The organism is Lacinutrix sp. Bg11-31, assembly GCF_002831665.1.
Taxonomy (GTDB): domain Bacteria; phylum Bacteroidota; class Bacteroidia; order Flavobacteriales; family Flavobacteriaceae; genus Lacinutrix.
Genome location: NZ_CP025118.1, coordinates 3229450 through 3242504, shown reverse-complemented (window position 1 = coordinate 3242504; position 13055 = coordinate 3229450). Strand labels below are relative to the sequence as shown.

The 13055-nt window shown below is 33.8% G+C and carries 8 protein-coding genes; 5 read left to right on the top strand and 3 right to left on the bottom strand.

The features are described 5' to 3' along the window. Nucleotides 1-242 precede the first annotated feature (242 nt). A complete protein-coding gene (locus CW733_RS14475) occupies nucleotides 243-1544 on the bottom strand; it encodes a metallophosphoesterase (protein WP_100997920.1) in 1302 nt (433 codons plus the stop codon). Nucleotides 1545-1743: 199 nt separating this feature from the next. On the opposite strand from CW733_RS14475, the gene CW733_RS14470 reads away from it, so the two are divergent. The 3 genes from CW733_RS14470 (at nucleotide 1744) to CW733_RS14460 (ending at nucleotide 7097) form a co-directional block, all read left to right on the top strand. Then, on the top strand, nucleotides 1744-4701 hold the full coding sequence (locus CW733_RS14470; RefSeq protein WP_100997919.1) for a GH92 family glycosyl hydrolase: 2958 nt from the start codon (nucleotides 1744-1746) through the stop codon (nucleotides 4699-4701). 81 nt (nucleotides 4702-4782) lie between these two features. Continuing rightward, the gene (locus tag CW733_RS14465) at nucleotides 4783-6099 is read left to right on the top strand and encodes a sugar MFS transporter (RefSeq protein WP_100997918.1); all 1317 of its coding nucleotides are present in this window, start codon (nucleotides 4783-4785) and stop codon (nucleotides 6097-6099) included. Beyond that, the gene (locus CW733_RS14460; RefSeq protein WP_100997917.1) at nucleotides 6096-7097 is read left to right on the top strand and encodes a N(4)-(beta-N-acetylglucosaminyl)-L-asparaginase; all 1002 of its coding nucleotides are present in this window, start codon (nucleotides 6096-6098) and stop codon (nucleotides 7095-7097) included. Before CW733_RS14465 ends, CW733_RS14460 begins: the two co-directional genes overlap by 4 nt. 175 nt (nucleotides 7098-7272) lie before the next feature. Here the strand turns inward: CW733_RS14460 and cphA are convergent, their stop codons facing one another. Next, nucleotides 7273-9915 carry a cyanophycin synthetase gene (gene cphA, locus CW733_RS14455; RefSeq protein ID WP_100997916.1) on the bottom strand — a complete coding sequence of 881 codons (2643 nt, stop codon included), beginning with the start codon at nucleotides 9913-9915 and terminating at the stop codon, nucleotides 7273-7275. Between the two features lie 259 nt (nucleotides 9916-10174). Between cphA and CW733_RS14450 the strand changes: the two genes are divergently transcribed. Both CW733_RS14450 and CW733_RS14445 read left to right on the top strand, forming a co-directional pair. Next, nucleotides 10175-11035, top strand: coding sequence for a cyanophycinase (locus CW733_RS14450; RefSeq protein ID WP_100997915.1), 861 nt, complete (start codon nucleotides 10175-10177; stop codon nucleotides 11033-11035). 463 nt (nucleotides 11036-11498) lie between these two features. Further along, on the top strand, nucleotides 11499-11792 hold the full coding sequence (locus tag CW733_RS14445) for a GIY-YIG nuclease family protein (protein ID WP_100997914.1): 294 nt from the start codon (nucleotides 11499-11501) through the stop codon (nucleotides 11790-11792). A gap of 247 nt (nucleotides 11793-12039) precedes the next feature. On the opposite strand, the gene CW733_RS14440 is transcribed toward CW733_RS14445, so the two are convergent. Next, on the bottom strand, nucleotides 12040-12969 hold the full coding sequence (locus CW733_RS14440) for an isoaspartyl peptidase/L-asparaginase family protein (RefSeq protein ID WP_100997912.1): 930 nt from the start codon (nucleotides 12967-12969) through the stop codon (nucleotides 12040-12042). Nucleotides 12970-13055 lie beyond the last annotated feature (86 nt).

The window sequence follows — 13055 nt, the reverse complement described above, 5'->3', positions numbered from 1 at the left end:
TATTAGTTTAAAATGGTTTGTGAACTTGATTCTGCCTTTTTTTTTTACCTACAAAATTCACATTTCAAGTTCTAATTTTATTCCTTTTTAAAAACGTAACGATGCTATGTTTTTAAAACAGAATCTCATTACAACTTGAAAGCCAAACTTTTCGGTTTAAAACAAAAAGCAAAAACAAGTTCATTGTAAATCTACAATTTTTTAACAACTTATAAATTTAACTCTTTTAATATAAAAGAAGTTTAGGCAACTTTCGTGCCTTTTTTAAGCTCTATCACAGTAATTTCTGGCCAGATACCTATACGACCTGGAAATGCTAAATAACCAAAACCTCTATTTACATGTAAAAACTTACCTGCTACCTCGTATAATCCAGCCCATTTTGGATAACGGTATTTTACAGGGCTCCATTTAATACCCAACGATGGAACTTCTATTCCAAACTGCATTCCATGAGTATGTCCTGCTAAAGTTAAATGAATATGTTTTTCGAAATCAATTACATTAGTTTCATCTGTAACGACGTCGTGCTTATTTTGGTCTGTTTTATTGAGCTCCATTTCAGCATAATCAAAATGCGATGGATCGTGAGACATTAATATATTAAAATCGTTTTCTCCTATAGTTTTGGTTGCTTCTTTTAAGCTTCCGCGTTTAGGAAAATGTCTCGATGCTCCCCAATTTTCTACACCAAGAATATTAATAAACTGTCCATTACGTTCTATTCTTCGGTTGTCGTTCATAATTAAATCGAAACCTAATTTTTCTTGAATTTCTTCAAATTGACGCTGGTTTTCATCATTTAAGGTTTTATCATTTCCGTAGGCATAATAACCATAATCGTGATTTCCCATAACAGCGAATTTTCCGTCTTTAGCTTTTAGTTTTCCAAAAACATTAATCCAATTATTCATTTCTTCAGCCTTAGTGTTTACCAAATCTCCAGTAAATAAAATGGTATCACTTTCTTGTTCATTTATTAAATCTATTCCATAAGTAATCTTCTCTTTACTCTCCAAACTTCCTGAATGTATATCGCTAATCTGGGTAATGGTGTAACCATCGAAAGCGGCTGGTAAGTCTTCAAAATAAAGCGCATGTTTAATTACTTTATAATTATACTTTCCTTTAAAAACACCATAAAGAATAGAAGTAAACGGTATCGCGGCTAATCCTAAGGCTATTTTAGATACAAAACCTCGCCTACTAGTAGAATAAGCGATGTCTTCTGGACTAGCTTTTGAAAGCTTATTAATTAAACTTAAAGCTCCTCTCACAATGTCTTCACCAAACATAAAGAGTATTAAAATAAGCTTAGGTATAAAAAGCATAAACAAAAAAGCCACGGCATAACCATGCTCATGTGTAAAGCTTTCACCTCGTACAAAATTAGAATAGCGATAAACAAAATTACCCACAACATAAGCACTCGCTAACCAGTAGACTAAATAAATGATATAATTTTTGGTAAGCGTTCTAACAGCTTGAAAAGCATAGAAATCTAATACCATAATAATTAAAACAAGAATAATCCAGCGCAACATAAAGTCAATTTTTTGTGTAAATATATTAATTGTAAAACCGAGTTATCTTACTAATTTGTTAAACGTTTTAATTATTATGGTATTATCTCCTCTTTCTTTGTAACACTTAACGCTATTTAACGTAAAAGAAAAGGCTTAACAATTTTTCGGTTTTCATTTTAGTATCTTAGGTTTTTAAATTTAGTAATCTATTTTTTTAATGAGATACACAACGACCTTAATTTTTTGCTTATTTCTATTGTTAACCAACTGCAAAAATAAAGACAATACAACTTCTGCTACAAAAGACAAGTCATTAATTTCTTACGTAAATCCATTTATTGGGACTGGTGGACATGGGCACACTTATCCTGGCGCAACCATGCCTTTCGGGATGATGCAATTAAGCCCAGACACACGTTTCGATGGTTGGGATGGTTGTTCTGGCTACCATTATAGTGATAATGAAATCTACGGGTTTTCCCACACACACCTAAGCGGAACAGGCGTTAGCGATTATGGTGATATTTTAATAATGCCAACAAACTCGCAAACTTTTAATAATGGAGCTAATACTTCGTCAAGCTCAGCGCAAGTTGAAAAAGGTTACAAATCTAAATTCTCGCATGCTAATGAAGTTGCAGAACCTGGTTTTTACAAAGTACATTTAGACGATACAAATATTGATGTAGAATTAACCGTTTCTAAACGTAGTGGGATTCATAAATATAAATTCCCTTCTAACGCAAACCAATTCGCTATTGTAGATTTAATGCATAGAGATAAAGTTTTAGATGCTAAAATTGAAAAAGTCTCTGAAACCGAAATTGTTGGTTACCGTTTTTCTGATGCTTGGGCAAAAGACCAACGTTTATACTTTGTAATAAAAACATCGCATCCTTTTAATGATGTGTTACAATCTCCTTCTAAAACAGGAATACCTGGAGCACAAAAAATAGCATTAAATTTTAGAAACCCAAACAATGATCCTGTTTATATTAAAGTTGGAATTAGTGCAGTTGATATAGAAGGAGCAAGAAAAAATCTAAAAGGTGAGATTGGAGAACAAACCTTTGAGCAAGTAAAAAAAACTGCTCAAGATTTCTGGGAAAAGCAATTAGAAAAAATAGTTATTGAAAGCGACAATATAAACAATAAAACTAATTTTTACTCGTCTATGTATCATGTAGCTTTAGCTCCAAACCTATACCAAGATGTAGATGGAAGATATCGTGGTATGGATTTAGAAATTCATAAATCTAAAAATTTCGATTATTATACTGTGTTCTCCCTTTGGGATACCTATCGTGCTACACACCCACTTTACACTATTATTGAGCAAAACAAAACCAACGATTTTATAAATACTTTTCTAGCAAAGTACGATGAAGGTGGCATTATGCCAATTTGGGATTTAAGTGCTAATTACACTGGTTGCATGATTGGATATCATGCTGTACCAGTTATTGCAGATGCTTATTTAAAAGGTATTCGTGGTTACGACGAAAACAAAGCAATGGAAGCAATGTTACATAGCGCTACTCGCGATAAACTCGGCTTAAAAAGTTACAAAGAGTTTGGTTTTATTCCTGTAGAAAAAGAAAGCGAATCGGTTTCTAAAACTTTAGAATATGCTTACGACGATTGGACAATTGCTGAAATGGCAAAGGCCATGAATAAAAACGAAGCTTATAAAGAGTATACAAAAAGAGCACAAAACTATAAGAACGTTTTCGATCCAGAAACACAATTTATGCGAGGTCGTTTTCGTAATACCTGGTTTACTCCTTTCGATCCTTACGAAGTCAATTTTAATTATACCGAAGCTAATGCTTGGCAATACAGTTTTTACGTGCCTCAAGACATTTCTGGATTTACCAATTTACTTGGCGGAAAAGATAAATTAGAAGCCAATCTAGATAAGTTATTTGTTGCCAAAGGCGAAACTTCTGGTCGACATCAAGTAGATATTACAGGTTTAATTGGGCAATATGCACATGGAAACGAACCGAGTCACCACATGGCTTATTTGTACAATTTCGTTAACAAACCACATAAAACACAAGAAAAAGTACATCAAATTTTAACCGAGTTATATACTAATACGCCAGATGGCATTTCAGGAAATGAAGATTGCGGACAAATGAGTGCATGGTATATTTTTAGTTCCATCGGTTTTTATCCTGTAACACCAGGAAGCAATCAATATATTATTGGAACACCTTTATTTAACAAAGCAACTTTTAACTTAGAAAGTGGAAAAACGTTTACTGTTTCTGCTGAAAATTTAAGCGATACAAACATCTATATAGCGTCTGCAACTTTAAATGAAAAACCATACAATCAATCTTATATTTCTCATGAAAACATAATGAATGGTGGAACACTTCATTTTAAAATGAAAGGCTCTCCTACAAATTGGGCAACTAAAGACCACGAAGTTCCAGAAACTAAAATTGAAGATCATATTATTATTACGCCTCCATTTATTTCGAAAGGAGAGACTGCTTTTAAAAGTGAAACTAGAGTTGAATTACAAAGCAATACAAAAGATGCTTCAATTTATTATTCTGAAAACAATTCTGATTTCAAAACATACGATAAACCATTTACTCTTTCTGAAGCTGTAACCTTAAAAGTCTATTCAGAATTAAACGGAACAAAAAGCAAAACGATAACTACATCTTTCTTTAAAATAGATCCTAATTTATCTATTAAATTAGACTCAGAATATGCTAACCAATATAATGCAGGTGGAAACAATGCTTTAATAGATGGTATTATGGGTACTCAAGATTTTAGAACAGGAACTTGGCAAGGTTATTTTGATTCAGATTTAATAGCTACTGTAGATTTAGGAAGCAGCAAATCCGTAAACTTCATTAAAGTTAATTTTTTACAAGACCAACGTTCTTGGATTTTTTATCCAACAGAGGTTTCATGTTTAGGATCTAATGATGGTATTAATTTTTCTATAATTGATGGATTAATAAAAATGAGCAACAGCACTGCATCTGAAGCTATTGAAATTAAAACTGCATATTTTAAACAGATTCCCAAAAAGTATCGTTTTATTAAAGTGATAGCACAAAAACTAGGTCAGCTCCCAAAATGGCACTTAGGCTATAAAGACAATGGGAGAAGCTGGTTGTTTGTAGACGAAATTATCATTAAATAACTATACAAAAACCATACAAAGAGCCTAAAACACAAAACTAAAAACTAATTTTATTTACATTTAGGCAAACTAAAAACTAACATGAACCAACAAAAGTCTTACCGCTCATCATTTATTTTACTAACGGCCTTATTCTTTCTTTGGGGATTTATCACCGTTTTGGTAGACTCTTTAGTTCCAAGATTACGAGAACTATTTACACTTAGTTATTCTCAAGCAATATTAGTTCAATTCGCTTTTTTTGGAGCTTACTTTATATTATCTGTTCCTGCCAGTTATATCTTATCTAAAATTGGTTATAAAAAAGGAATTATCCTTGGTTTACTAACGATGGCTTTTGGTTGTTTGTTATTTTATCCCGCAGCCTCTTATCGTGAGTTTGGAATCTTTCTTATAGCCTATTTTATTTTAGCTGGTGGAATCACAATTTTACAAGTGGCAGCAAACCCATATGTTGCTGTTTTAGGTAGTGAAGATGGTGCATCAAGTCGATTAAACTTATCACAGGCTTTTAACTCTTTAGGTACTGCAATTGCTCCTGCTGTTGGTGCTTTATTTATTTTAAGTGATACTATTAAAACCAAAGATGAAATAGCTTCACTTACTGGTACTGCTAAAGATACTTATTTAGCTACAGAAGCTTCTGCTGTACAAAAGCCATTTTTAGGCTTAGCTGTTTTTATTATTTCGATTGCAGTGTTCTTTTTATTTACAAAATTGCCTAAACTAATTGGCGAAAAATCTACAGGTACTTATGCTGGTGCTTTTAAACAAAAAAATTTAATGCTAGGTGTGCTTGGTATTTTCTTTTACGTTGGAGCAGAAGTTTCTATTGGTAGTTTTTTAGTAAACTATTTTCAGGATATGAATATGGTACCCATAATTAGAGAAAGCAACTCTTTAATGAATATTGCAAACACCGTTGCAAGTGTGTTTTTTAAATCTCTTGAAGGAGCAGACAACAAAGCATTACTTGGCATTTTTGTGATTTTCTATTGGTCTGGAGCTATGATAGGTCGTTTTGTAGGCACCTACCTTACCAAGATAATGAAACCAGGAAAAGTATTAAGTATCTTTGCTTCAATAGCTATTTTATTAATTATTATTTCTATAAGTACTACAGGCTTATTATCTATGTGGAGTATTCTTGCAGTTGGTTTATTTAACTCGATAATGTTTCCAACAATATTTGCTTTGGCAATTAATGGTATTGGAGAACTTAAACCAAAAGCTTCTGGATTGTTATGTATGGCAATTGTAGGAGGTGCAATTATTCCACTAATATGCGGTAGTTTAATAGATTCTATAGGATTTAAATTAGCCTTTTTATTTATTACTATTTGCTACGGCTACATATTATACTATGGCTATAGAAACTCAAGAAAGTTAATGTCATGAACAGAAGGAAATTTCTAAAAAACGCAACCTTATCTACCGCTAGCTTGGCAGTTAGCACCACACTAATTAGCTGTGCTGAAGATTCTAAAATTAAAAAGCCAGTTAACACTACTAAAGGAACAAGCTCTTTTCCATTGGTTATTGCAACTTGGGATGTTAAAAATGCTACCGAAGCTGCTTATAAAGTTTTAGAAAAAGGAGGAAATGCTTTAAATGCAGTTGAAGCTGGTTGTCGTATTGAAGAAGCTAACGAAAAAGGACAATCCGTAGGAAAAGGTGGCTTGCCAGATCGTGATGGAAATGTGACTTTAGATGCTTGTATTATGGATAAAAATGGAAACTGTGGTTCTGTCGTTTATCTTCAAAATGTAACACATGCAATCTCTGTTGCAAGAAGTGTTATGGAAAACACACCACATGTTATGTTAGCCGGAAAAGGCGCAGAACAATATGCTTACTCAATCGGTTTAAAAAAAGAAAATCTGTTAACAGATACCTCTAAAAAAGCTTGGGAAACATGGAAAATAGAAGCTAAATACAAACCCATTATTAATATAGAAAATCACGATACTATTGGTATGATTGCCATCGATAAAAATGGTGATATAGCTGGTGCTTGCACAACAAGCGGATTAGCTTATAAAATGGGCGGACGCGTTGGCGACTCTCCAATTATTGGTGCTGGACTATTTGTAGATAATGAAGTTGGTGGCTGTGTTGCTACAGGACTTGGTGAAGAGGTTGTAAAAACGGTTGGTAGCTTTTTAGTTGTAGAGCTTATGCGACAAGGTAAAACACCTCAAGAAGCTTGTGAAGAAGCTATTGGCAGAATAGTAAACAAACCAAATAGTAATTTTAAAAACTTTCAGGTTGGTTATGTCGCTGTTAATAAACAAGGAGAAACTGGCAGCTATGGTATTCACCAATGGTTTAGCACAACAAAGTATCAAGATGGTGTGAATGAAAATATTCAGGCAGAGTTTATTGTTAAAGCTTAGTGAATAGTATTCTTTTCATTACCCTAAAAAGCACTTCGCCTTTTTCTTAAAACCTTCCGTCTTTTTCTTCGGCCGAAGGAAGAAACCACTCATATTCTCAAACTCAAATTCTCAAAGAACAAAAAAGCCGAAACTTTCGTTTCGGCTTTCATATATAATATATTTAATAAAACTTTTAATCAGCAAAATTTAATTCACCTCTAGCCTCTTGTTCTTTAAATTTCTGAACAAGTTCTAAAGCATCAGGAATAACATCACTACACAAAATAATTAGCGAACCTTTAACTGCATTTTTTACAGCATGAGTTATCGCTTCTTTTTCAGATGGAATAACAGTTGTCTTCTTATTTGGGTCTTTCATTTTAATACCATCATTTAGCATTTTTATGAGTTCCTCCTCTGTTTTTCCGCGTAAGCGTTTATCTTGTCTAATAATTATTTCATCAAACATTTCGGCAGCAATACTACCCATTTCGTTATTATCTTCTATTCTTCTATCTCCAATTCCAGCTATAATTCCCACTTTTACAGTTGCATCTAATTCTTCAACAAAATTTTGAAGCGCTCTCATTCCCGCAGGATTATGAGCATAATCTAAAAGAATAGTAAAGTTTTCAAACTCGAACATATTTAAACGTCCTGGTGTTTGTGATGCCGAAGGAATAAAGGTTTCTAAACCAGCTTTCATATCCTCAATACTAATGCCTTGCACGTGCGCAGCAAGAACAGCTGCTAACACATTTTGAATCATAAACTTCGCTTTCCCTCCGTAGGTTAACGGAATATTTTCAGCTTTCATCAAGCGCATTTTCCATTCGCCTCTGCAAATAGTTACCCAACCGTTTTCGTAAACTGCAGTAATACCATTTAAACGTTGTAATGCTTTAATATGTGGATTATTTTCATCCATAGAAAATAAAGCAATATTACACTCTAAATTGCGTCGCATATCGTAAACCAAATCATCGTCTGCATTTAAAATAGCATAACCATCTGGTAAAACAGTTTCTGGAACAACAGCTTTTACTTTAGCTAATTGCTCTATGGTGTGAATTCCTTTTAAGCCTAAATGATCTGCAGCAACGTTTGTAACGACTGCAACATCACATTTTTTAAAGCCTAATCCAGCGCGTAATAATCCACCTCTTGCACATTCTAAAACGGCAAAGTTTACGGTTGGATCTTTAAGCACAAATTCTGCGCTTGCAGGCCCTGTGCAATCACCTGTCATTAATAATCTATTTTGAATATACACACCATCACTTGTAGTGTAACCAACACGATAACCATTCATTTTTGCAATATGTGCAATTAAACGCGTTGTAGTCGTTTTTCCATTGGTACCAGAAGTTGCAATAATAGGAATACGTCCTGTTTCTCCTTTTGTTGGAAATAATTTATCGATTACTGGTGCTGCAACATTTCTAGGTAATCCAGATGTTGGCGCTAAGTGCATTCTAAATCCTGGTCCAGCATTTACTTCTAAAACTGCACCTCCAGTTTCAGATAGTGGTTTCGAAATATCTGTGGTCATAATATCGATTCCGCAGATATCTAAATCAATAATTTTAGAAATACGCTCTGCCATACTAACATTTGCAGGATGAATAATATCTGTAATATCCTCTGCAGTTCCTCCAGTACTTAGGTTTGCAGTATCTTTTAATATGAGTCTTTCATCTTTAGCAATAACCGACTCTAAAGTATAACCAGCCTCTTTTATTATCTTTAGCGTTAGCTCGTTTGTAGTAATCTTTGTTAGTACATTTTCATGACCAAAACCACGACGAGGATCGCTATTTACTATATCTATTAGTTCTTGAACCGTCGATTTACCATCGCCAATAACATGAGCAGGTGTTCTAATCGCTCCTGCTACTAAAACATTATTAATCACTAAAAGTCTATAATCTTGTCCTGTAATAAACTTCTCTACAATAATAGCACCACTTCGTGAGCTATCTTTTGCATGATGAAAAGCCACTAAAGCATCATCGTAATTTTGTATATCCACAGTAATCCCTCTTCCATGATTTCCATCTACAGGCTTAATTACTAAAGGATAACCAACATAGCGACACGCTTCTTCAAGACTGCGTTCTCTTCTAATAATATCTCCTCTTGGCACATCGACCTCAGCTTGTTCTAAAAGGTGTTTTGTATCTTCTTTATCGCATGCTATTTCTACACCAATACTACTTGTTTCGCTAGTAACTGTTGCTTGAATACGTTTTTGGTTTGCACCATAACCTAATTGACATAACGAGTATTTATTTAAACGAATCCATGGAATACCACGTGCTTCGGCTTCGGCTATAATAGAACCTGTACTTGGTCCTAAACGCGAGCTCTCTCTTAATTCTCGCATTTCTTGAATATCGACTTCTAAATCGTATTGCTCTCCAGTAATAAGCGCTTCGCAAATTCTAACAGCAGATTTTGCTGCAAAACGTCCAACATTTTCCTCCATATAAGAGAATACTACATTGTAAACACCATCTTCTCCGTAACCACGTGTTCTACCAAAACCAGTATCCATTCCTGCAAGTGTTTGAATTTCTAATGCAATGTGTTCTATTACATGACCCATCCAAGTCCCTTCGTCTACACGCATAAAAAACCCTCCTTCACAACCTTCAGAACAACGATGAGAATACATTGTTGGAAACATCATTTTTAAACGTTCTGGAAAACCATCAACTTTGTTAGACGGTTTCTCTTCCATGTCTTCTAAATCTAAAACCATAACAATTAGTTTATGTCTTCTAACAGACCAATAATTTGGTCCTCTCATGGCATTTATCTCGCGTATTTTCATATTTATAGGTTTAGGTTTCGTTAGTTCGTGAAATTATTTATACTATTTCTACTCCTTAAAAACGGGTAAAATTCGTCCATTTTTAGTTCTCCTTCCTTAGACGCAAATCGCCTAAATTTTTCAAAAATAAATCTCATTAATTTTCGAGGAAAAACAAAAAGCAAAGAAAAATTCAGTGGAAAGATTATAAATATATACAATTTTCTCTAAAAAAATTAGTTTATTTTTGCCGTACACAAATTATTGCAATCCCAGATTTATGTTGAAGAATAAAGGAACACTAATTCCTATTGGTGGAAATGAAGACAAAGGAATAGAAGAGAACGAGCAATATACTCAAGAATTTATATCAGAAGGCATTCTGTTTCATGTTGTTAGAGAATCTGGAGGAACAGCTGCTAATATTGTAGTAATTCCTACTGCATCAAGTATTCCGGTAGAAGTAGGCGAAAATTATTTAGAAGCCTTTAATACTTTAGGTTGCACAAATGTTAAAGTTTTAGACATTAGAAGCCAAGAAGATTCTAAAAAACAAGAATCTATAGACTTAATAAAGGCTGCCAATTGCATTATGTTTTCTGGTGGAGACCAATCTAAAATTACCGAGAGAATTGGTGGTACAGAAATCCATAAAATTATAAAGCACCGTTATAAAACCGAAAAAGGTTTTGTTGTCGCTGGCACAAGTGCAGGAGCCATGATGATGTCTAATGAAATGATTGCTGGCGGAAGTGCCACTGAGTCTTTTATTAAAGGTGCAGTTACCATGTACAAAGGCTTAAGTTTAATACCTGGTTTAATTATCGATACACACTTTATAAAACGTGGACGTTTTGGTCGCGTATCAGAAGCTGTAGCACAATTCCCAAAACTTATTGGAATTGGTTTAGCCGAAGACACTGGTATGATTATTAAAAACAGTAAATGTCGCGTTATCGGCTCTGGAATGGTTATTATTTTCGACGGTAGACGTTTAAGACACAATAAACACTCCATTTTAAAAGAAGGCACTCCAATGTCTTTAACAGGCATGCGAACTCATATTTTATCTAATGGAGATCGTTTCCATATCGATAAGAAAAAGGTTAAAGTATTGGCTATCGAAGCTCCTTTTATATAAAGCTAATCCCTTTGAAAAAAGGGATTTTATTTTTTTAGGGCGTTACCAAAAGGTCAGGCTGTACACTATATCTTTTTTTAAAGAAAAAAAGGATGCCGTTTCCATCCTTAACGCAAAAGCACAATACGTGGATATTTATTTAAAAGGTTCTCGATACAATTTCGAAGAAAAATCGAAATCACTCGAACTGACAACAACCTACAATTAAACACCAAACTGTCACTTCGAGTGATTTGTGAGATTATCGAAAGCAAAATATATTTTGATTGAAGATACCGAAGCGTAGCTTTAGCAAATTGTATCGAGAAGCATTGCAAAAAAGTTCTCGATACAATACTCCTAGCGTCGCATCACTCGAACTGACAACAACCCACAATTAAACACCAAACTGTCACTTCGAGTGGTTTGTGTGGTACGAGCAAATTGTATCGAGAAGCTAAATCATTTTTAACTACCTTTAAATATGAAAACCTACTACGTTTACATATTAGAATGCTCAGACAAAAGTTATTACACAGGTTTCACTTCAAAACTCCACACAAGAATTATAGAACATCAAACAGGTAAATATCCAGATTGCTATACATATAAAAAAAGACCAATTAATTTAGTTTTTCATGCAGAATTCACAGATCCAAATCATGCTATCGATTCAGAGAAACAGATTAAAAAATGGTCGAGAGTTAAAAAAGAGACTTTAATAAATAATGCGTTTGAGAAGTTACCTAATCTTTCTAAAAAGAAATTTAAAGATTGATAGGTTCTCGATACAATTTCGAAGAAAAATCGAAATCACTCGAACTGACAACAACCTACAATTAAACACCCAACTGTCACTTCGAGTGATTTGTGAGATTATCGAAAGCAAAATATATTTTGATTGAAGATACCGAAGCGTAGCTTTAGCAAATTGTATCGAGAAGCATTACAAAAAGGTTCTCGATACAATACTCCTAGCGTCGCATCACTCGAACTGACAATGAATCTAATTGGTGATTATACTCTTATTTATAAATAGAAACCTCCTCAACACCAGTAGAAGATTTACTAGCACGATACATACCTTCAGTATTAAAAGGCATTGCAATATTTCCTTTGGTATCAACAGCAATTAAACCACCATCACCTTTTATTTCGAGAATACGTTTGTTTATAACTTCGTTAGAGGCTTCTTCAAGAGACATGTTTTTGTGTTCTATTAAACAAGCTACATCATAAGCTACAACACCACGAATAAAAAACTCACCACTACCAGTACAACTTATTGCACAAGTTTTATTGTTAGCATAATTTCCAGCTCCAATCATTGGGCTATCTCCTACACGTCCCCATTTTTTATTGGTCATTCCTCCTGTAGACGTTGCTGCAGCAATATTACCTTCTTTATCACAAGCTACTGCTCCAACTGTTCCAAATTTAGAATCTTTCTTTGTTGCGTGATCTAATTGAAAACTATCTGTATCTTTAATCTCTAACCATTGATTATGTCTTAATTCATCGTAAAAATACGATTCATTTTCAAGATTATAATCTAGTTCTTTAGCAAACTGCATTGCACCTTCTCCAGCAAGAAAAACATGTTCGCTCTTCTCCATGACATCACGAGCCAAACTTACAGGATTTTTAATACCAGTAATTAAAGAAACAGCTCCTGCATTTAATGTTTTTCCATCCATTATGCTTGCGTCCATTTCATGGCTTTCGGTTGCTGTAAAAACACTTCCTTTTCCGGCGTTAAACAATGGCGAATCTTCTAAAATAACCACTGCTTTTTCAACAGCTTCGGTTGCAGTTCCATTATTTTCTAGCACTTTATAACCTTCGTCTAATGCTAATTGTAGTGCAGCTTTATATTTAGCTTCCAATTCTGGTGTCATCATTCCTTTTACTAAAGTTCCTGCTCCACCATGTATGGCAATTGAAAATGTATTCATCTATAACAAATTTTAAGCTGCAAAAATACGTTTAGATTTTTTAATAACTTTCTTAAAAATGAGGTTCTTTAATTTTTAAAGAAATT